The organism is uncultured Aquimarina sp., from assembly GCF_947492115.1.
Classification (GTDB): Bacteria; Bacteroidota; Bacteroidia; order Flavobacteriales; family Flavobacteriaceae; genus Aquimarina.
In genome coordinates this window covers 408,075-429,930 of sequence record NZ_CANLMM010000005.1, presented here as the reverse complement: position 1 = coordinate 429,930, position 21,856 = coordinate 408,075, and the positions used below count along the sequence as shown (strand labels likewise).

Annotated in this window: 16 protein-coding genes; 1 reads left to right on the top strand and 15 read right to left on the bottom strand. The window is 32.4% G+C overall.

Going from position 1 to position 21,856, the window contains the following annotated elements; genetic code table 11:
• Positions 1–171: 171 nt before the first annotated feature.
• The 12 genes from Q1A73_RS17370 to Q1A73_RS17315 form a co-directional block, all read right to left on the bottom strand.
• Positions 172–801 (bottom strand): class I SAM-dependent methyltransferase, encoded by a 630-nt coding sequence (locus Q1A73_RS17370; protein ID WP_299607949.1) that lies wholly within the window; start codon positions 799–801, stop codon positions 172–174.
• Positions 802–821: 20 nt separating this feature from the next.
• Positions 822–2,879 carry a DUF349 domain-containing protein gene (locus Q1A73_RS17365; RefSeq protein ID WP_299607946.1) on the bottom strand — a complete coding sequence of 686 codons (2,058 nt, stop codon included), beginning with the start codon at positions 2,877–2,879 and terminating at the stop codon, positions 822–824.
• Between the two features lie 139 nt (positions 2,880–3,018).
• Positions 3,019–3,747 carry a shikimate dehydrogenase gene (locus Q1A73_RS17360; protein WP_299607943.1) on the bottom strand — a complete coding sequence of 243 codons (729 nt, stop codon included), beginning with the start codon at positions 3,745–3,747 and terminating at the stop codon, positions 3,019–3,021.
• Positions 3,744–4,772 (bottom strand): DUF368 domain-containing protein, encoded by a 1,029-nt coding sequence (locus Q1A73_RS17355; protein WP_299607940.1) that lies wholly within the window; start codon positions 4,770–4,772, stop codon positions 3,744–3,746. The genes Q1A73_RS17360 and Q1A73_RS17355 overlap by 4 nt, the downstream gene beginning before the upstream one ends.
• A 7-nt stretch (positions 4,773–4,779) precedes the next feature.
• The gene (locus Q1A73_RS17350; protein WP_299607938.1) at positions 4,780–5,745 is read right to left on the bottom strand and encodes a DUF368 domain-containing protein; all 966 of its coding nucleotides are present in this window, start codon (positions 5,743–5,745) and stop codon (positions 4,780–4,782) included.
• Between the two features lie 120 nt (positions 5,746–5,865).
• The gene (locus tag Q1A73_RS17345; protein ID WP_299607936.1) at positions 5,866–7,263 is read right to left on the bottom strand and encodes a tetratricopeptide repeat protein; all 1,398 of its coding nucleotides are present in this window, start codon (positions 7,261–7,263) and stop codon (positions 5,866–5,868) included.
• Positions 7,264–7,672: 409 nt separating this feature from the next.
• Positions 7,673–8,863, bottom strand: coding sequence for an aspartate aminotransferase family protein (locus Q1A73_RS17340; protein ID WP_299607934.1), 1,191 nt, complete (start codon positions 8,861–8,863; stop codon positions 7,673–7,675).
• Positions 8,864–8,949: 86 nt separating this feature from the next.
• Positions 8,950–10,833: an OstA-like protein gene (locus Q1A73_RS17335; protein WP_299607930.1), complete on the bottom strand. Its 1,884-nt coding sequence runs from the start codon at positions 10,831–10,833 to the stop codon at positions 8,950–8,952.
• 162 nt (positions 10,834–10,995) lie between these two features.
• The gene (locus Q1A73_RS17330; RefSeq protein ID WP_299607927.1) at positions 10,996–11,520 is read right to left on the bottom strand and encodes a hypothetical protein; all 525 of its coding nucleotides are present in this window, start codon (positions 11,518–11,520) and stop codon (positions 10,996–10,998) included.
• Between the two features lie 143 nt (positions 11,521–11,663).
• Entirely contained in the window at positions 11,664–15,467 is a 3,804-nt protein-coding gene (locus tag Q1A73_RS17325; RefSeq protein WP_299607924.1) for a M48 family metallopeptidase, read from the bottom strand.
• Positions 15,468–15,741: 274 nt separating this feature from the next.
• Positions 15,742–16,935 (bottom strand): enoyl-ACP reductase FabV, encoded by a 1,194-nt coding sequence (gene fabV / locus Q1A73_RS17320; protein WP_299607921.1) that lies wholly within the window; start codon positions 16,933–16,935, stop codon positions 15,742–15,744.
• A gap of 220 nt (positions 16,936–17,155) precedes the next feature.
• Positions 17,156–17,773, bottom strand: a complete 618-nt coding sequence (locus tag Q1A73_RS17315; RefSeq protein ID WP_299607919.1) for a trimeric intracellular cation channel family protein — start codon at positions 17,771–17,773, stop codon at positions 17,156–17,158.
• A 272-nt stretch (positions 17,774–18,045) separates the two neighbouring features.
• Here Q1A73_RS17315 and trxB point away from each other — a divergent pair, with 272 nt between their 5' ends.
• Positions 18,046–19,014: a thioredoxin-disulfide reductase gene (gene trxB, locus Q1A73_RS17310; RefSeq protein WP_299607917.1), complete on the top strand. Its 969-nt coding sequence runs from the start codon at positions 18,046–18,048 to the stop codon at positions 19,012–19,014.
• 60 nt (positions 19,015–19,074) lie between these two features.
• On the opposite strand, the gene Q1A73_RS17305 is transcribed toward trxB, so the two are convergent.
• The 3 genes from Q1A73_RS17305 to Q1A73_RS17295 all read right to left on the bottom strand — a co-directional run bounded on the left by Q1A73_RS17305 (position 19,075) and on the right by Q1A73_RS17295 (position 21,815).
• Positions 19,075–19,932: a DUF2807 domain-containing protein gene (locus Q1A73_RS17305; RefSeq protein WP_299607915.1), complete on the bottom strand. Its 858-nt coding sequence runs from the start codon at positions 19,930–19,932 to the stop codon at positions 19,075–19,077.
• 216 nt (positions 19,933–20,148) lie between these two features.
• Positions 20,149–20,931: a DUF4440 domain-containing protein gene (locus tag Q1A73_RS17300; protein WP_299607912.1), complete on the bottom strand. Its 783-nt coding sequence runs from the start codon at positions 20,929–20,931 to the stop codon at positions 20,149–20,151.
• Positions 20,932–21,095: 164 nt separating this feature from the next.
• Positions 21,096–21,815, bottom strand: a complete 720-nt coding sequence (locus Q1A73_RS17295) for a head GIN domain-containing protein (RefSeq protein ID WP_299607909.1) — start codon at positions 21,813–21,815, stop codon at positions 21,096–21,098.
• Positions 21,816–21,856: the final 41 nt, after the last annotated feature.

The following is a 21,856-nucleotide window of genomic DNA, read 5'->3' as shown; positions in this document are numbered from 1 at the left end:
TATTAGTGATATTATTTTATCGATAAAAATGATAATTATGCAATTTAGGGAATAAATAAGTACTAATAGAAGTAGTTAATTACTCAAACGTTTTCGTGTTAATAAGATTTGTAATGAGAGTATTGTAGAAGGTATAATATTTGAATTTTGTTAGATATAAAACAAAATACCTTATCGTCTAAAACAAATCAGCTTGTCCGAAATAATTAGTTTGCTAAAATTAAATTTAGACTGTATCCATTGCAATGTCTTTTCTGTGTAAAAGAAAACGTGAGTAGGGTCGTTTTTATACCACCAAGAATTAAAATTAATGGATGAATTATAAAGATACGTTTTACAATATAAAGTACCATTTTCTTCAAGTAAGGAATGTAGTAGAGCAAATTCCTTATTCGGATTGTGAAAATGTTCCATTACTTCGCAGCAAGCAATATAATTATAGGTTTGTCTTAATGCATTGGGATTGGGATCGAAAAAGGGATCATACGTAGTAATATCATACCCTTGTTTTCGGAGCATTGTAGTTATAACTGGTCCTGTTCCACTACCAAAATCTAAACCTTTATGATGAGGTGTATAGTTTTTAGCGATAGCATTAACAATAGGAGATACGAAGTTCTGGTATCCAGAATCGGTTACATCGTTATTATGAATTTCATACCGTTCTTTTTCTTGTTTATTTGTTAGGTAAAAAGAAGGATCTAATGATATTCCATGACAGTTAAAGCATTGATAATATATGCGCTCTTGTATTTCAGTAAATTTCTGGGTTTCTGAACCGCAAAGAGCGCAATTAATCATTAATTAAATCTATGGACTTATTAAAGTTCTTTGATTTTTTTGAGTTTATTTTTCCAAACGACTAGACTCTCTTTATGTTTTTCGATATTTTTTCTTACATCAATAACGAGAGGGTTAGAGTCATCGGTATTCTTGAAAAACTGTAAATTATTTTCTAGTTGTCGAATTTCATTATGAACCTCTTCTATTTTTTTACGAATAAAGTTTTGTTCATTTCGTAGTGCTCTATCATCTGATTGGTTGGCTAGAGAATTTAGTTTATTCTCATATTTGATCATTTCCGTTTCTTGACGACTTAGATTTAATTGCTCAAAAAATCCGTCCAAAACTTTATGATAATCCGATTCTATATTTCTTTTTTTATAAGGTACTCTTCCTAAACTTTTCCACGTTTTTATATTATCCTTAATGGTATCTAAATCGTTTTTAGGATCACCAGATAACTTTAGTTCTTTGAGAGCTTCAATATGTGCTAGCTTTTTGTCGTAAGAAACTAATTCTTCTTTATTTGCTTCATTTTTCTCAGCATGAATTCTATCGAAATAAAAGTTGCAGGCATCTTTAAATCTTTTCCAGATTCGGTCACTGTCTTTTCTAGGCACATGACCGATCTTTTTCCAGTCTGCTTGGATTTTTTTCATTAACGGGGTAGTAACAGAAAAGTCATCACTATCCTTATTATCTTCAGCAATTTTGATCAATTCCATCTTTTTGTTTAGATTCTCGAATTGATCTTTTTTAAGACCTTTATAAAAGGCATTTTTATTTCTGTTAAAATCACGAACCGCACTTTTAAACTGACTCCAGGTTTCTTCGTTAGCACTTAATGGAACTTTTCCTGCTTTAAAGAAATCTTCTCTTAATGCTTCTATTTCCTTAATTTTTTGTTGCCATCCATTGTGATTTTTAGGATGGTCAGAAGAAACTTCAACTATTTTAGTGATGATTCCTTGCTTTACCACTAAATTCTGTTCATAAACCTTATCCTGAACTTTGAAAAATTCTTGTCGGTTTTCATGAATTTGTTTGGTAAGAGCACTAAATTTTTCCCAGATAGGTTCTCTATATTCTTTAGCAACAGGACCTAAATCTTCTTTCCACATTTTATGAAGAATTTGTAATTCTCTAAAAGCTCGATTTACATCTGTTTCTTGTGCAAGTTCTGTAGCACGCTCGATAATTTTTAGTTTCTGTTCTAGATTATGCTTGAAATCAAGATCCCTAAAGTCTCTATTGAGATGAAGGAAATCATAAAAGTTTTCGGTATGGTGATGATACGTATTCCAAACGGTGTTGTATTTATCTCTTGGAATCGGTCCTGCATTGTGCCACCTTTCTTTAATTTCCTTAAAGTGATTGTAAGTAGAATTAATGTTTTCTTCTACGTTTAATAGCCCTTTAAGTTCTTCGATAATATCTAATCTCTTTTGAAGGTTTACCTGAAGGTCTTTTTTTAGATTTTGGTAGTAAGCGTTTCTTTTTTCTTTGTAATCAAAATATACAGAATTGAATTCTTTTTTAAGAGGAGTAGAGTAGTAAAAATCAATAATGTTACCACCCTCAGCTAAGAACTCATCTTTTTTCTGTTCTACTTCTTCATTAAATTTAGCGTTAAATTCAGTTTTAATCTCTTCTACATGCTCTTTTATAGCTTGAATCTTCTCATTTTTTATAAGATGCCTTAATTCTGAGATAAGCTGATCTTTGGTCATGGCATGATAATCCTTCTTTTCGATATCATGACGTTCTAATTTAGCTTCATCTTCGCTATCCTTAGCAACTGCCTCATCCATTTCATTTTGAATAGCTTCATTGGAAGATTCTGCAGGAATCTCTTCCTTAGGAATTTCTGCTACCGCTTCTTCTTTTTCTGAAGATGATGTTTCTTCTATTGTAACTTCAGTATTAGAAGCTTCTTCTACTTTTGCGCCATCATTGCCAGCATTTTCTTCTACTACAGGTGTAACAGATTCAGATTCTTCGGTAGTAGGATTCTCTATACCTATACTTTCAATAGTAGATTCAGCCTTTTTTTCTTCATTTCCATCTGCCTGAGGCAGGTTATCGTGTGTGGACATCGTATTAATGTTTTTGTTTATCGGAGACTAACGATTGTCTAAGATACTAACATCTTATATAAACTCAAAGCAAATACTTCGTTTTAGGAATTACATTTGTAGGAAAAGTATATTATTTATTAGGAAGTGATATTAAAAATTATGAATTCCAGATTTCCCAGGATCTTTCTGCTTGTAGCACGAGCATCCGTAGGCCATTAATAGTTTTGGCACCTTTTTCTTTACCTTTTCTCATAAAGGTTGTTTCTTCTGGATTATAGATAAGATCGTATAAAATATGATTCTCGCCAAGATGCTCAAACGGAATATCTGGATGATTTTGAACTTTAGGGTGTGTTCCTAAAGGAGTACAGTTGATGATTAATTTAAAATCTCTAATGATATCTTCATCCAAATCGTTATAACTAAGTTCTTTAAAGTCTGGATTTCTGGATACAAAAGTATACTTAATATCTAGTGTTTCTAGCGCATAGGCAATTGCTTTAGAGGCGCCACCAGTTCCAAGAATTAGCGCTTTTTTTACTTTTGGGGTAAGTAGTGGTTTTAGAGATTCAGTAAAACCATAATAATCACTATTGTATCCTGTAAGCTTTCCATTATTTTCAAACTTGATAACATTAACAGCTCCGATTTCTTTTGCTATTGGATCCAAAGTATCTAAATATGGAATCACTTCTTCTTTATAAGGAATAGTGACATTCATACCATGGATTTCCTTATTTTCGAGTACCTCTTTAAGCTCCTCAATGGATTTAAGATCAAAGTTGATATAACGATGTGGTAGATTTTCTTTTTCGAATCTATTAGAAAAATAATTTCTGGAAAAGGAGTAGCCTATATCTCTTCCTAATAATCCATATGTACTCATATTGGTTTGGTTTTTACAGTTTTTTCTCCATACCATTCTAACCACAGAACAATTCCAATACCCACAAGTATGAAAAAGAAAGCAATGTATGTAGACATGATTGAAAAATCTGGTAGATATCGATCGTAGTTATCAAGTATTGGATTGCCTTGTGCATCTATTAAAATTTGACCTACTTCATCTTTTTTATACATTTTATATTTCCATGGCCAAACTACTCCTAATGAGCCTGTAATAAAACCAATAATCGATGCAAAAGTGGCATTTTTATAATGTTTTAATACGTATCCTAAAAAATGTGATAACGTTACTAATCCGGTAATAGAGCCAAGACTAAAAATCACGAGAACTTTTAATAATCGTATTCTATTTTCATTTTCTGTAAAAGATAAATCCCATCGTATAAGATCTGCTATGGTATCGTATAAAGCATTTACAGAATCTACGAGTAACAGCACATAGTTTCCAAATAAGATAAGAATAAAGGATCCTGACAAACCAGGCAAGGTCATACCAGAAACACCAACAATTCCACAGAAAAAAACAAAAAACAAGTTGTCATTCTCTTTTGCTGGCTCCAAAAGACTAATGCTAACTCCCACGATAATACCGATAATGATAAAACAAATATTGCGTCTATTCCAGTCATCAAAGTCTTTTACGATATAATAAATAGATCCGATAATCATCCCAAAAAAAGCCGACCAAACGTATAACTCATAATGAATGATTAAATAATCCAATATTTTAGATACACTAAAATAGCTAATGAGCATTCCCAAGATCAGCAATGCTAAAAACCTACCATTAATATATCTCCAGAAGCTGGAAAATCTAAAATTGATAAATAATTTGAATGCTTTGAGATTTATTTTCTGCAAAGAGTATATGAATTCTTCATAAAAACCAGCAACAAAAGCAACTACTCCTCCAGATACACCAGGTACTTTGTTAGCAGCTCCCATAGCCAAACCTTTGATGACTAAAAAAAACTTATCGCTTAACGTTCTGGTGTTTTGGGCCATGAATTATTTACTTTTCCTTTTTTGTTGCAAGTCGCTCTAATATAAGAATTAAAAGAAAACCAATAGTAACAAAAATAAGCACCCACATTACTCTAGGATCTCCTTCATAACTTGCTGGTAAAATACTCTTTTCTATAAAAGGCACTTCCATGCCTTCAGAGTTTGTTCTCCATGAGAGTACTTCTTTCCAAGGCCATAGTTTATTTAAAGAACCGATCATAAAACCAGTTAGTAATGCTAAAGTGATATTTTTATGATTGTCGAACATCCAATTGAGAACTTTAGAGAATAGTTTTAAACCGGCTACAGCTCCAATTCCAATTATTACGATTTTATAAAAAGATTCCCATAGCAAACTAATATTAAAGGTCGTAAGTCCTTCTCGAAACTGATTCAAGATTCCGATAAAAGTTTCATAAGCTCCTAGAATCAATAAAATAAATGCGCCCGAAACTCCAGGTAAGATCATAGCAATTATAGCAATGAACCCGCAAAACAATAAGTACCAAAGACTTTCTGGAGAAGCCATAGGTTCTGCAATTGTAATAAAATAGGAGATTACAGCAGCTAATACAATACTAATAAGGACTTTTGGGCTCCATGTAGTAATCTGTTTTCCTATGTAGAGAATACTTGCAAGTACTAATCCGAAAAAAAAGGACCACAATAATAAGGGTTCATTATGTAATAACCATTTAATTATTTTGGCAAGAGATAGAATACTAATGGCAATTCCAACAAACAATGCTACTAGAAAAGAGAGATTGTATTTTTTCCAGGTATCTTTTAATCGATCTTTTTTCCAGTCTTTAAAAAATGCAATATTCAGATTGTTTATTGTAGAAATTAATTCTTCATAGATGCCAGATATAAAGGCGATCGTACCTCCAGAAACTCCAGGAACAACATCAGCAGCTCCCATAGCAATTCCTTTTAGTGAAACTAATAGGTAGTCCTTAAGACTTCGTTGCATTTTTTGTGCTTTTACAATGGTTATACAAACAAATGTATGTATTTTTTGTTGTAAAACATGCGGTTATCTAAGGAAATTGAAAGACTCAATTTTATTGTAAAATAAACAATAAATTAGGTGTTATCTTTTGTATTCTGAGATAATATTTTGAACTAAAGAAAGGTTGAAAACTGACTCAAACAGCTCTTCTAAAACAATCGTATATTCTTGATCTAATTCCAAACCTTTTCTAAGGTGGAATTCACCTTTGCTATATTCTTGTTGCTCATAGTATAATCCAGCTAATCGATATTGAATCTCAGCATTTTCGGGATAAAATTCTATGGCTTGGTTCATGTTTTGAATCGCAGCATCTGATTCACCAATATATTTTAGGATATCAGATCTATTAAGCCAAGTTTCTAACTCGTAATTACCCAGTTCTAATGCTTTTCTATATCCACGTTCTGCTTCTTCGAAAAATGCCAGGCGATTATTAATCTTGGCATAACGTTTCCAATAAAGTACATTTTCTGCATCGATACTAATTGCTTTATTTGTATAGTAAAGTGCTTTTTGATAATTACGCTTTCTCATGTAAAAATCAGTAATTGCAATCCATCCTTTATCTAATAACGGATCTTCATGTACCGTTTTAGAGAAATGTTGAATTGCTAAATCATCGCTTCCAAGTTTTTCAAAACATTTCCCTATCCTTAGTAAAGCAAATGAAGTTGGATCATCTAGTTCTAAGGTGATACGATAATTTTCTATTGCCTGTTCATATCTCTTTAGCTTTTCTAATACTTTTCCTTTTTCTAAGTATGCACCGATAAAGTATTCATCACTAATGATAGCAAAATCAAAAGCAGCTAATGCTTTTTCATATTCTTTGATGTCAAAATATTGCTTACCTACCTGATGCCAGGCTACTTCGCAATATGGGTTTTTATCCAAGAACATATTAAGATACGTAATAGCTTCTTCATGTTGTTCCAAGAAATCAAAACAGTAAATAATGTTATACAAAGCCGAGTAGTCTTGATCATCTGCCTCTAAGCATCGCATGAAGTTTACTTTCGCATTTTCGAAATCATCCATAAACAGATATTCCATTCCTATGAGGGAATAAACATCTGCTTCATCTCCAGTATATTGCAATGCAGTGGTTAATAACTCAATTGCTTTTATATGATTATTTTGTTTAGAAAGGATGTTAGCTTTCTGAATATAAATTTCTTCGTTTTCAGGCTCTAAAGCATGAAGCTGCGCTAAAAGATGATCTGCTTTATCCAAACGATCTTCGAAAACTAAAACCTCTACTTGTAGTAGCTTTAAGTTAACAGAAGATGGATGTTGTGAAAGCCCTAAAGAAATAGCTTTTTTCGCTTTAGCAATTTTCCCATTTTCTAAATAATGATGGATTATTGATTCAAACTCATCAGAATCAAAAAATTTCACATCATTAGATCTCAGCATAGACTCGTAACGACTAATTGAGAAATTGTTGTCTTCGAATTCTTCGTGGTTAAATTTCATCCGCTTGTGTTATTTAATAATATCAGATGTCATTCGCATGATTATATCTCTATTATAGAAACGTAATATATGCTCATTTCATACACGTTGATTAAAGATGCTCAATAAATCATAATCGTATTACAAACTTTTTTTGTCTTCCCCAACAAATAAGAGTAATACAAAATACTTTACATAATTTATTGTTAGCATTATTGATTTCCTCTGTATTAAAATTACGAATGAAATGTCATCATACTACTTCAGAAATCAATTGTTTTTAACAAACTAATTAACAAAATGTGTACCATTTAAAAATGAATGGGTTAACATGTCCATTAAAAAAAGCCAGATGTTCTATCGAATTGTGTTATTGGTGAGATAGTCCTTTAAATATAAGGAATTTAAATGAATTTAGTATAGAATATAATTAGTTTTTTGGATATTCAATATTATCTAATACCTCTAGGATAATTTGGCATCCTTCCTTTATTTCTTCTTTTGAAATAGTCAAGGGAGGTGTTATTCTCACTGCTTTTGGTTCAAAAAGTAACCAAAATAATATCAAACCATTGTCTTGGCATTTTAACACAATTTCATTAGCAATATCGGGAGTAACGGTAATTAAAGCTAGCATCAATCCTACACCTCTAATTTCTGTGATTAAAGGATGTACTAATAAAGATTTAATTAATTTTTCTTTTTCTAGGGTTTCTGACATTAAGTCACTTTGTGAGATTTCTTCTAAAGTTGCCAAAGCGGCAGCTGCAATAACCGGATTACCTCCAAAAGTGGTAATATGTCCTAGTTTGGGATTATCTTGTAACTGATTCATCATTTCTGAAGAAGCTGTAAAAGCTCCAATCGGTAATCCGCCACCCATACCTTTACCCATTACCACAATATCTGGTGTGATATTGTAATTCTGAAACCCGAATAACTTGCCCGTTCTACCAAATCCAGGTTGGATTTCATCAAGAATTAACAAGGCTCCAACTTCTTCACAGCGTTTTTTTACTTTTCGTAAATAGTCATTTTTAGGAGTAATAAATCCTGCACCACCCTGAATTGTTTCCAAAATAACTCCTGCTGTTTTATTGGTGATTTGTTCTAGATCGTCCTCTTCATTAAAGGATATGAAGGATACATCGGGAATTAATGGTCGAAAGGCTTGTTTCCTTTCTTCATAACCCATCACACTCATAGACCCCATTGTGTTACCATGATAGGCAAGCTTAGCAGCAATGATTTGACTTCTTCCTGTAACTCTTCTTGCTAATTTTAGAGAACCCTCTATTGCTTCAGTACCAGAGTTAGTTAAATAGGTTTTTTCTAAAGGGTCAGGTAGGAGAGAAGCTAAGAGTTTGGTAAGTGCTACGGCAGGTTGTTGGATATATTCTCCATAAACCATAACGTGCAAATATTTATCTAGTTGCTCTTTTATGGCATTTACCACTTTTGGGTGTCTATGGCCTAAACTACAAGCAGAAACACCAGCAACGAAGTCTAAATACTTTTTTCCATTAGTAGCAAAAATATAACTTCCCTCAGCATGAGATATTTCCATCGCTAATGGATGCGGAGTCGTCTGGGCTTGATATGTAAAAAAATCTTCTTTCACCTTGGCAAAGGTAATCCAAACTAATGGGAGTTTAAATATCTTATGAAGTTTATCTTACTGGTGAGTTTTAACGTAAAAAGAAGGTATTACTTTTCTCTGTTAACAGTGTCTGTTTTTTTTGTGTTTTTAAGCGTTGTTACTGTTATGCTATCTCTTTCTTTTGCAGTGCGATTAAGATTAGGATCTACAAAACTTACTTTTTTAGACTTCTTTTTAGAAGAGGTAGAATCTTTTTTCTTAAGGTTATTCAATTCCTCGTTGATTTTTTCTTCTGTAGATTTATCTAGCTCTTCATTTGTTTCTTTAAGCTCCGCATCCTCTAGTCTTTGTTCTAATAAACGAGAACCTTCTGACTTGTTTTCTTCCAAACGTTTTAAGGTTTCTTCATCAAAGAAATCTTCATCTTCTACGGGTAATGGAATTCCAGTGATCTTCGTTAGTTTTGGAGGAGATTCTCCTCTAAAAAGATCTTTTTTGCTAAGTATCTGTTCATCGCCACGCCATACAAAACCAGATAATTCTCTTGCATTTTCTGGCAAATCGATTTCTCTATATAAAGTGCCATCAATATTTTGATAATAATAAACATCAACAATTTCTCTTTGCTCGAGTAGCAGTTTTATAGAACTGGATAATACTTTATTAATACCAATCAATTTTAATTCACCTTCACTTTCCCTTTGATAAAAGATTGTCTCGGTATTTTTGTCAATATCTACTTGGTATATCTCATTATCTTTAAAAAGTCCATAGAGCGTTTGTCCTTTGACCTGATTGTAACCAGCTTTAAGAGTATCTTCTTGAACAAGAAATGCATTTTGATATACAACAAGAGAATCTAATTTCTCAGTTTCTGTATTAGAAATGATTTTGATTGTATCTCCTGTCATCTGATTTCTCTGAGACCATAAAATGGGTCTGCCTACCATTTTGGTATAACCAGTAGTTTGATCTACATTTATAGAATCACTCTTTCCACTCATATTACTTTTAAAAATTCGAACATCATAAAAGCCATTCATGATTCTATGTTCAGGTTTTCCTGTAACCATAAGTGTGTCACTATGGATATAAATAGAGTCTTTTTCTTGTAATGTAGCTGCTAAGGCCCTTTTGGTAATAAAAACCGAATCTTTGTCTTTAAAAACTTCGGCATAATGGCCCGTGATAACAGAATTATTAGCTGTATCTAAAACTTTGATATTATTAGTAGCAGAAGCAAATTGTATAGCACTGTTATAGAAGATACTATCTCCAAATACAGTACGATTGTCATAATCAATTCGTGCATTTTTTATCGCATAGCCTGTTTTTACTTTAGTATCATAAAAACCACGTTCACAATATAACGTACTTTCTTTTCCTTTTACGGTAGAAGGACCATATAAATACGCATGTCCATTTTCGGTGTAATAATCTAATCGATCGGAATCTACCGTGTTTTCTGGATTTACAATTTTCACTTGAGTATTAAATGAATATTGTTTTCTATCCATAAAGTACCTTCCGATTTTACTGGTTAACGTATTAGAAGAATCTTTTACCGTTCCACCACTTCGGTAATATGCTTGTTGACGAAGTCTGTCAAAGAATAGCGTGTCTGTATTCAAAGTATTAGAAGGAGTCTCTAAAAAAACATTTTCTCTAGCATAAGCGAATTTACTATTTCCATTATATTCTGCATACGCACTTGTCATAGTTAGGGTGTCACCTTGCTTCATTTTTACATTCCCAAAAGCTCTTACAAATTTGTCTTCTCCATAATGAACAGCTTGATCACACCAAATTTCAATTCCCTCATGTTCGATAAATACCTGTTTATTCACCTTCGCCAAAATGGTAGCTCCTGGAAAACGCTCTTCATTTTTTATGGTACGGTCTGATTGAACCTTAATTTTCTTGCTCTCTTGAGAAAAGGCAATTGAAGAAAACAGTAGTGTAAAAACTATATAGAAAAATGTATTTTTCAAGTATTTCTGATTTGTCTGCAAAATAACGAAATTTGTATGTAATGATTGTACGTCTTCCGTTATAAATACTTTTCAAATGTTGTTTTGTTGCATTTTATCACTTAATCAAAAGATGATAGTGTAAGTATGTTACCCGTAGTTTTGGTTTCATGGAATTAAAGACTATAATCCCAAAGCTTTAAGCATTTTTTGCGCTCTTCCAGAAACTGATTTTCTAGTATCTGAAGTCAACCTTTCTAAGTGCGGAATGATCCATAATTTTAGATTCTCATCTTTTTTAGACCATTTGGTTAGCGTATTCATGGTCTGATTCAATACAATCCAATCATTATGATTAGCTAGGTTGTTTTTCATGATTTCCTTTGCTTTTTTGATTTGTCCATCACTCATTTCTTTCTCTAACATTTCGAACAATTGAGACAAAGTCCATTGTGTAGAAGCTTGATCAATTTTGGAAATCTCTGATAAAAATCTATCTATATATGGAATCAGTAAAGATCTATTAACTTTACAAACTCGTTTCATAGCGTTAGAAGTTCTTAACCTAACAATTTCATCATTACTGAAATAACAATTGAATAGCTCATTAAAAAGTTCGTTTTCGGCTAATACTTCTTCAACTACTTCTACCGTATCACCTAAAGAATTGGGATGCCCACCTGTCAATCTTTCCTCAAAGTTTGTCATAAATAATATAGATATAAATCAATTTATTTATAAAAGTAGTCAAAACTAATGTTTCTAATTATTAATTGCATTTTAAGAATAAAAAACCAGCCACTTTAGTTAGTAGCTGGCTGAGAAAGGATGTATTTCCAAGTTATCAAAATTTAGTTTCCTAAAAATGGTTGTTCATGAGCAAATAATAGTTGATTTGCTTGTTCTTTCCATATTTCTGGTGCTTTATGTTCTGAAATAATATATCCCAAAGCATACATATGTCCTTTGAAATATAGCCGCTGTTCTTTAATAATATTTTCGGCAGTCGTATAATTATTAGATTTAATGGACTCAATGAATTTATTCAGGTCTACAACGGAAACCCCCATTTGGTTAATTTCATTAATGATTGTTGAGTATTCATTTTTTTCTAGGATATTCCAGGCTAATGCATACCATATTGAATGACTATTTATACCTTCTTTCTCATCTAACAATTTGACATCATTTTTCATTTCTTCGCTAGCTCCTTCAGAAATGGCAAGAAACCTAAGAATAAATGGTTTAAATGTTTCGTTGGACTTAATAAAGCTATATGCCTCTTTTAATTTTCCTTTCGACATAAGTACGTATACATAGTATGGATCACCATTTATTTTATTAAGTTTTCCTTGGTCAATATTTAGATAATATTCCAGATCATCACTAGTAAAGTTTATTTTTAAAGGTCTTTTGTTTTTATTGATTTTTCTTCGAACTCTTTCAGCATCTAAAGCAATTACTCCTTTAAGACCATTTATCTTACTAGCTTCGTTAAAAGCTTCAAGACTCTTTTCCCAATTTTCATTTTGACCATAAATATTTGCAGCGGCGTAAGCTAACCACGAATGATTGGGCCATTTTTCATATCCTTGGACGAAAGTATTGTCTTGATATTTAGAATCTTCTAAACACCTTGTGTTTAGGTAGTATAAATCTGGATTGTCTTTTTCTTTCTCAAAGGATTGCTGAATTTCATTACATATTTTGTTTTTCTCATCATCGCCAACCATATCCATTTTGGCCCTTTTTGCAATAATGTCATTTCCTAAACGCTCTATTCTTTTATCAATTATGGAGTTAGGATTTTTTACATAGGGTAATAAACTCATCCAGGATAATAAATTGTTACTAGTGCTAGAATCCCATAAAACATGAGTATTAATTAGTTTGTTTAATTCTGTAGAATCCTCTACAATCGATATCATATCATAAGGATTATCACTATAGGCTACTAAAACGTCTTTTCTTGTTCCTTCATCATCCATTTCTGGTGGGGTTTCTAAAATATAATCCGCGTTGCTATGAAACCATCTGGAGGCTCCTATATTACGCTGCTTAGGTCTAAAACCATTTCCTGGTCCGTAGTAAGCCGTATATTCAAAGAAAACACCTGCGTTACTTACATTATAAACATACTCTTTGCCAGGAGAACTCGTAGACTCCATAAAGTTTTCAATAACTTCTCCATTTGGATCATAGGCAACGATATGATAATCTGTGTTATGGTCTACAGATACTGTAATATTATCTTTTGTTTCAACTTCTAATTCCTTTTCTCCATTCAAGACTACGGTAACATCCATTTCTAGTCCGTTGTAAATGGTTAGATCTGTAGATTGAGAAAAGCTTCCTAGAAACAATGCTCCTCCTATTAAAGTTAAGGAAATTGCAAATTTAGCAGTAGCGCCAAAAAAGCCTTCACCTATGATAAATCGGTCCCATAGTTTTAACTTTCGTTGAATAGGTCTTTCATTACCACGAGTAAGCAATTTGTATGAATTTACAGTATTGATCGGATCGGGTAATGTCCTTGTAATAGGAGTTTTGTTAAGAAATGATTTTTTAATTTCTTCTTCTATGTCTAATAGATGTTCTAATGAAGAACTTCGTAAAAAGTTTAAGCCGTTTAATGCCTCTCCAGCCCACCCATCGACTACCTCCGACCACTTACTTATATTATCACTTGTTGGTGAGGATAGTTTTAATTCTTCAAAAAAATCGGAGAATTTCTCTTTTGTGGAGTTAGCTAGTAGTTCTTTATTTAGTTTTATTTCGGTACTCTTCTGAAATGCAGAACGAATAGATTTGTAATAATCATTTCCGGAATTTATAATATCTGTAAGTTCATCTGAACTAACATTTCCATCTGCTAGCGCTATATTAACAACATTGTGATATTTTGTTGCAGCATCGTTTAAATCGGCAATAGCATGTTCGGCATAATGGACCAAACTACTAACAGATTTTAGATAGTCGTTCCAGTTACCACCTAAAAAAGTAGCAGCGTGATAATATGTAGATCGACATATCGTATCGTGTTTTTTAAGATCATCTAAAATCGAAGATTCTTCCTGTTCTAATTTTTGAAGAATTGTTTTAACATCTTTTCTTTTAATTCGTTCACCTCGATGCCAGATTTCTCTTTTTTCGATTGTTACTGCTTCATTAATGATAAGGTTTAAAGATAAAATCTCTTCTTTAACTTCCTTTAAAGCTTCTAGTTTTTCCGTGAGATTTGATTGATAAATAACATCAAAATTAGAAGTAATTTCACTTTCGGTCATATTCATAGAATACATCTCATTCGTATCTTTAAAATTTAAAGTGAAAAACCTATTTAAAAAATTAGATCGATATTTTGGATCTAAAAAAGTCCAGCTGAAATATTCTTTATCTTGAAATTTCAGAGATTCTTCATCAGATATTATCTCTGATTCAATTTTGCTGGTAGCGATTAATTTTGCAGTCATCTCTACTTCATATTTAGTAGCATCTGATAATAGGATTTCTGCGGGTCTTTCATCTATAGGAGCCGATATGTATATTTTTTTAGCGTTTTCTTCTCTGTCTTTATCGGCTGGATGAGTAGACCACATTTTTGGAGGGTTAAAAGCTCTATTTCCAAAAACTCTATGTAGCTCAGGATTAATATCTAATACTTTAGGTGATTTTCCATAAGTTGGATCGTCCAATACCCAAGACATTTTTTCTATATAATTAGTCTGTAGTTTGTATAAATTATAAATAGCCTTTTTATCGTCTAATTTGGTGTTTACAGTATTTAAAGCATGGTCATATGCTTCGTCTGCAACTTGTAATTTGGATAGTGCATGAATCAATGCATCGCTACCAGTTAATGATACGGCAACAAGATCTGCTTGAAATTCCATCTCTCTTGATAGTGCTCTTTGAGCAATCATAACCACGCTAAAACATGTTTCGATTAATGAACGAACTGCCCAAACCAGTATGGATAATATCCAACCTATCCAGGCTATCCGAATGTCTATACTTGAAATACCAGCTAAGAAATTATCGAAAATGTCTCTTTTGTTAATTATTTGTACAGCTATCTGCTGTGCGATATAGACATATCTTCCAAGTAACATAGAACGTTGAGCGAAATGACCAAATTCATGTGCTAATACAGCTTTAAATTCACCAAGATTTAGAACATTCATTAATCCTAAACCAATTTCTAAGTTTTTCTTCGAGGGAAAGATTAAGTTGATAATTGATAAATCATATGATACACTTGCGTTAACACGAGGAGATAAAAATACTTTTTTTGGTCTGGGAGCTCCAGCTTCGTCGGCTAATTTGTATAAATAATCAAAAAGTACAGGTTCTTCTTTTTCTGTAATGAATACATCTAGTGGTTTTTTTTCTCGTTTGTTAAAAATAAAAAGAGATTTTATCATGAATAAGCTTAAAAAAGCATATCCACCAGCTAGTATGTAATTCCAAAAAGTATCACCTTCCATAAAGGAATAATAGGCTAATCTTCCAAACCAGATAATTAATGTAATATAAATAATAATAAAAAATAGGAGTCCAAGTACAGACAGCCAAACAAACTTTTTAAAAGAAGAAGAAGGTTTTGTTAGTCCCTCTGGGATACTATGAGAACTTTTAGAGTATAAACTTTTCATTATACGCATTATTTGATGGTTAGTTAAAAAAGAACATTAGTCTATAAGAAAGCTCGACAACAATTGCCATGCATTTTGGAGACTATTGATTATGATGTTCTTAGGTAAGTGTCAAATACGTATAAAATGTTACCCTTAATAATCCATTTTTTTATATTAGGGATCAAATTATTAACTATCAAGTGTTTAATAATTACGAGAAACTATTACAAACACTAACAATTAGATATCAAATACAGGTTTATAAAAAATGATTTTATAAGACTCAGTTAAATTAATTCTGCAAACCAGGAATTTCCACGATTTCATTCACATCTTCATCATAATTCACTCCTTCTACTTTAAAACCAAAAAGGTTGAAGAAATCAGTGTTATAACCTTCGAGATCACCAATGCTTCCTAAAGTCTCCGTGGTTGCATTGTCCCATAAATCCTTTATTTGAGCTTGAATATCTTCTCTCATTTCCCAGTCGTCAACTCTTATTCTACCTTCCGTATCAGTATTTGGTTGCTCTGTAGTGTATAATCTTTCTGAGAATAGTCTTTCCATTTGCTCTATACAACCTTCATGAACATTATTTTCTTTCATGATTTTGTATAGCAACGAAATATATAATGGGATTACCGGAATAGCTGAACTTGCTTGTGTAACTAAAGCCTTATTTACAGAAACATATGCTTTACCATTAATACTTTTAAGACTATCGGAAATTTTAAAAGCAGTAGCCTCTAAATCATCTTTGGCACGACCAATAGTTCCTTTTCTATACACTGGTTCTGTAAGTTTAGGACCGATATAGGAATATGCTACAGTAGTAGCATTTGGAGCTAGTAGATTTTCTTTTTGTAGAGCATCTATCCAAAAATACCAATCTTCTCCACCCATAACTGCAATGGTATTCGTGATATCTTCCTCTGTTGCAGGATCAATAGACACTTGCGAAACATCACCTGTATGAAAATCAACGGTTTTGTTCTTATAAACACCACCAATTGGTTTTAAAACTGATTTATGTTTTATACCTGTCTTAGGATGTAATCTCACTGGCGAAGCAAGACTATAGATAATAAGATCAATTTGTCCAAGATCTTTTTTAATTAGTTCGATTGTTTGCTGTTTGATTTCATCAGAAAAAGCATCTCCATTAATGCTCTTCGCATATAAACCTGCTTGATGTGCTTGCGTTTCGAAAGCTGCACTATTGTACCATCCTGGAGAAGCAGGTCTATTGGGCTTGGGAGGTTTTTCTAAAAACACTCCGATTGTTGCAGCATTAGAACCAAAAGCACTGGTAATTCTGGAAGCTAAACCAAAACCTGTAGAAGCACCAATGACTAAAACATTTTTTGGACCTTCTATAGGATCTTTTGATTTGACATAATTTATTTGATTTAGGACATTTTTTTCACATCCTTTTGGGTGTGCCGTTAAGCAGATAAATCCGCGAGTTCTTGGTTCTATGATCATTGTGCAATTTCTTTTCCGATGTTACGAACATAGCCCAAAAAGTACCTATTTCCAAAGAAATAATAGGATATTAGTATTTTTTTTAAATAAGATAAATTTAATCATGAAATCTATAAAAGTTTTCCAAAAAGAATATTATTTCTAATTCAATTCGAATCACTTTCAATAAAAAGGTAAAACGTTTAGTTCTAGATAGTGAGTTTTTATGACAAAATTATTATTACTTTTTGGTAATAACTGTAAATAAAGGTAATGATATTCGATATTTTACAACGATTAAACGGATGACAATAATCAAGAGTGTTGTGCTTACGTAAATGATGTTCATAGGCGTATTGAGTTGATATAACACCATAAAACAAATTCCTCCAGCTATCGATGCAGTAGCGTATATTTCTTTTCTAAAAATAACAGGTATCTCATTACATAAGATGTCTCTAATAACGCCACCGAAACATCCTGTCATGGTTCCCAGAGCAACCGAGACTATAGGTGCAAGATCTGTTTGTATTCCTTTTTCTACTCCAATAATTGTAAAAATTCCTAATCCGATAGTGTCAAATAAAAAAAGAGATTTTTTAAGATAATCCAATTTATTTCTAAAGATGATAGATAAGATAGTAACGCCACTAATTAAATAAAGGTTTAGTGTATTTTGCATCCAGGAAACAGGTGTAGCACCAATCAATACATCTCTTAGTGTTCCGCCTCCAATAGAAGTTACAAAGGCAATAATGAATATTCCAAAAAGATCAAATTTTCGGTTCATTGCACTCAAAGCTCCTGAAATAGCAAATGCGATGGTTCCTAAGATGTCTAAAATATCAAAAAAAGTCATCCTTTTTAATTTTGATTAAATGTAGGGTATCTAATCTTAATTATGATTTTTTATGTTGATAATTATGGTTTTTCTTTAAGAATATTTGTTTTAATTTTTATTTTTATTTTAAAGTTGTCTGATAGTCAATTACTTATTTGAAGATGTTGCGTAAAAAGTCCCAATTAATGATCTATTTAAGATGTCTATAAGTGGATAACAATTCTTAATAACTTTAGTGTAAGGTTTCTCTTCAAATTGCTACTTTTACATCAGTAATTAAAGTGAAGATTATGTCAGATACTATAGAAAGAATAAAATGCCTTATTATAGGTTCAGGGCCTGCAGGTTATACTGCGGCTATATATGCAGCTAGAGCGGATCTTAAACCAGTTATGTATACAGGTATGGAACCTGGTGGTCAATTAACTACCACAACAGAAGTTGACAACTTTCCTGGTTATCCAGAAGGAATTGATGGTCCAACGATGATGGTGCAGTTACAACAACAAGCAGAGCGTTTTGGAACTGAGGTTCGTATAGGAATGGTAACTGCAGTAGAATTTAGTACAGAGGTTGGAGGAATTCATAAAGTTACTGTAGATAATACAAAGGAAATAGAAGCAGAAGCAGTAATTATTTCTACAGGAGCGACTGCTAAATACTTAGGCTTACCAAGTGAGCAAAAGCTAAGAGGAGGAGGAGTATCTGCTTGTGCGGTTTGTGATGGATTCTTTTATAAAGGACAAGATGTTGCGATCGTTGGAGCAGGAGATACAGCAGCAGAAGAAGCAACTTATTTAGCAAATATATGTTCTAGTGTAACAATGCTAGTGCGTAAAGATTATATGAGAGCTTCTAAGGCGATGCAGCACAGAGTAAATGCTACACCTAATCTGAAAGTGCTTTATAATACCGAGGTAGATGAGGTTTTAGGTGATCAGGTAGTTGAAGGTTTACGAATGGTAAACAACCAAACAGGAGAAAAATCGGAAATTTCAATTACAGGTCTTTTTATAGCTATTGGGCATAAACCTAATACAGATATATTTAAAGGTCAGATTGATATGGATGATACTGGATATATTATTACTGAAGGTAAATCAACAAAAACAAATCTTCCAGGTGTGTTTGCTTCTGGGGATGTACAAGATAAAGAGTATAGACAGGCTGTTACTGCGGCTGGAACGGGTTGTATGGCAGCCTTAGACGCAGAAAGATATCTTGCCACAGTTGAAACTAGTGAAGAAGTTTCTGCTTAAAAATACATTTGTTAAAAAAAATAGCCTGATAAGTTTTAAAATTTATAAGGCTATTTTTTTCTATAATTTCAATAAACCGGGACTGTAATCTATTTTTTTCTTATACAAAGTGGCTTCATTAGCAAATTGAGTCATTTTGATAATAGGTTCTCCTAAAAGATAAATTTCAGTTTCATCTTTTGCTTCAATAGTGATTTCTTGATTGGTTATAACATAACAATCACTAGAACCTTCTGCGATTAGCGATGTTTTTTCTGAAGTTAACTTTTCTCCATAAAAATCTGTATTACCATCTGCTCTTAGTAGCATTGAAGTTGTTTTTCCTTCTAATTTTGCATATCCTTTTTGGTATAAATCTACTTTTAGGCTATCTGTTTCTACAATTCCTTTTAGTTCTGCATCATCATTTACTTGGTAAAAAGCCTCATTTGTTTGTACATGTAATTCTACATTTGATTTACCATTAGAAACACTGGTAGTTTGATCAGCTTCGATACTAAGGAATACTTCAGTGTCATCATTGGATTCGATTCTAATCGCAGGAGTTTTAATAAGAGCAGTTGATTTAAGGTGTACCTTATTATAAGACACTATTTTCTTTAAATCCTGAGCATATCCAATTTTAATATTTAGTGCTTTGGAGCGCTTTATTCTTTTGTCTGATTTAATTGTTAGAACACTATCTTTTACGCTTATATTAATGATTTCCTGTAAGTTACTGTCTGCTTCAATACTAATTAGATTATCACTGTCTTCCTGAATTGTAACTTCGAAATTATCATTGAGTTGTATGGTATGGAAGGCATCGACGGATTTTTGTTCTGTCACAACAATTTTATTCCCTTTTATTTTTTCTTTCTGAGCATGTATATTTCCTAAGCTAATAATAAATAATGCAATAAGCATCCAAGTTCTCATAGTGTGAAAGTTTTTATTTTTAAACTTTAATTTTTTCATTTCAGTATAATTAATTTGCTAAAACTATCTGCGCAAATCATATTTGTACTATAAAGATAATTTTACAAAAGGACATATTCCAAAAGGTGTACCAAAAAAATAACCTCTATAGGATTAGAGGTCATTTTTATCTGTAAAGAGCAGAATGGACAGGTTGTGGTTTAAGTACAATATTAGTTAATTCAATTTCTTAGCTTCTTCTACTATTTTCCCGTTTTCACGAACGATCATCTTTGAAACTATCTTATTCTTTGTTACAAACTCAAAGGTTAGGGGACTCTGCTTATGAAAAAATAAGGTTTCGGATTGTGGATGCACAATGGATTGCATTTTACCAGCTTTAATTTCTAATAAATTGTCTTTTTTGGTGATAACCACGGTTCCTGTTTGTGGAGCTTTATAAGTGCCTAAATATTGCTCTAATATTTTATCTGATAGTAAAATTTCTTTCTTATCTGTATTCTGCGGAGCTGGTTGGTGGTCATAACTCAATACTCTGGTCATTACCCATTGATCGTTTTTATGTTGCCATACATGGGTGAATTTTGCAATTTGAGTTAATTGTTCTTCCTTACCCTTTTCTGTTACATAAAATAGGTGTTCGCCACTAATAATAGCTCCGTAGTTGTTAAGCGGATATACTGCTACAGTCCCTTCTACTACTTCTCTTCGAACTCTAGGACCAGCTGGATTACACAATCCATTTTCTACAGTAGACATCATTTTTTGAAGCCCTTTGGTAAGTCCTCCTTTATCATGATAGAATTCGAAATCTTCTCTAAAAAAAGTTCGAAATTTTTCGATATTACAAGTGTTATAAGATTCCCAGAATTCTGAGTCTAGTTTTAGAATTGTTTGGGTTAGATCATTTTTTGGAGTTGGTTGTTGTGCTTGGATATGAAAGTTCGCAAACAATAGGATGCAAACCCATAGGGTGAAATAGTTTGATTGTGATTTCATTTTGTTTTTTGATTGATTGTGTTTTGAAAAAAATAAACCACCTGAAAAGCGTAAAATATCTAAATAACTTGTCTGTCAACAGTGGATGCTTTTCCGGTGGTTCGTATTTTTGGTTGGTGTGGTTGGTGGTTGGCTAGTTTGTATTTATTGGTTAGGTTTTAATTTTAATGTCTCTTTATGTTTCCTCCAGAAAATTCTGCTTCATCAACTTTTTCTGGTGCTCCATAATAATTGATATTGGCTCCACTAGTTGCTTTTCCAGTGAATTGGTTTTTGGCATGAATTCTAATCATAGCACCACTGGTAGCTTTTGCTTCAGACACGAGACTTAATAATTCATTAGCTCTAATGTCTGCGCCACTTGTAGCACTTGCATTATGGTTATTTACTTTTCCAGTAAGATCCATCATAGCGCCACTCGTTACTGATGTGGTAAGGGTTTCTGCTTTTACTTTTAATTCAATATCCGCACCGCTTGTTCCACTAATTGCTAAATCTTTTTGGACAACAGGTCCTTGAGAAGTTACACGAGAACCACTAGTTGCAGAGATTTTACCTAATTTATCATAAGATACATATACAGTTTTTTCATCTGCCTGATAGATGTTTTTATCAGAAGTAATATAAAGTGTTTCTTTTTCTACATAAACCTCTATATGTTGATGTAGATTTTCATTCGCTTCTATAATTACTTTTCTATCTTTTTTGTTTGTTAAAACTACGTCTAAACCTCGACTTGATTTTATAGTATCAAAGTTTTCGTTAATGGTCTTCTCTTTTCTGATTACTTCGCCTTCTCCTCTAATTCCGTCAAAAGCTATATTACAAGAGCAACATAAGGCAGTAACACATAAAGTAACGATGATTTTTGCTATTGTTGTCATAATTAAGATTGATTAATTTATTAAACTGTTCGTTTTTTGAT

Coding starts and splice junctions, on each gene's coding strand:
- Q1A73_RS17370 (WP_299607949.1), bottom strand. CDS start 801: ATGATTAATTGCGCTCTTTGCGGTTCAGAAACCCAGAAATTTACTGAA.
- Q1A73_RS17365 (WP_299607946.1), bottom strand. CDS start 2,879: ATGTCCACACACGATAACCTGCCTCAGGCAGATGGAAATGAAGAAAAA.
- Q1A73_RS17360 (WP_299607943.1), bottom strand. CDS start 3,747: ATGAGTACATATGGATTATTAGGAAGAGATATAGGCTACTCCTTTTCC.
- Q1A73_RS17355 (WP_299607940.1), bottom strand. CDS start 4,772: ATGGCCCAAAACACCAGAACGTTAAGCGATAAGTTTTTTTTAGTCATC.
- Q1A73_RS17350 (WP_299607938.1), bottom strand. CDS start 5,745: ATGCAACGAAGTCTTAAGGACTACCTATTAGTTTCACTAAAAGGAATT.
- Q1A73_RS17345 (WP_299607936.1), bottom strand. CDS start 7,263: ATGAAATTTAACCACGAAGAATTCGAAGACAACAATTTCTCAATTAGT.
- Q1A73_RS17330 (WP_299607927.1), bottom strand. CDS start 11,520: ATGACAAACTTTGAGGAAAGATTGACAGGTGGGCATCCCAATTCTTTA.
- Q1A73_RS17325 (WP_299607924.1), bottom strand. CDS start 15,467: ATGAAAAGTTTATACTCTAAAAGTTCTCATAGTATCCCAGAGGGACTA.
- fabV (WP_299607921.1), bottom strand. CDS start 16,935: ATGATCATAGAACCAAGAACTCGCGGATTTATCTGCTTAACGGCACAC.
- Q1A73_RS17315 (WP_299607919.1), bottom strand. CDS start 17,773: ATGACTTTTTTTGATATTTTAGACATCTTAGGAACCATCGCATTTGCT.
- trxB (WP_299607917.1), top strand. CDS start 18,046: ATGTCAGATACTATAGAAAGAATAAAATGCCTTATTATAGGTTCAGGG.
- Q1A73_RS17305 (WP_299607915.1), bottom strand. CDS start 19,932: ATGAGAACTTGGATGCTTATTGCATTATTTATTATTAGCTTAGGAAAT.
- Q1A73_RS17300 (WP_299607912.1), bottom strand. CDS start 20,931: ATGAAATCACAATCAAACTATTTCACCCTATGGGTTTGCATCCTATTG.
- Q1A73_RS17295 (WP_299607909.1), bottom strand. CDS start 21,815: ATGACAACAATAGCAAAAATCATCGTTACTTTATGTGTTACTGCCTTA.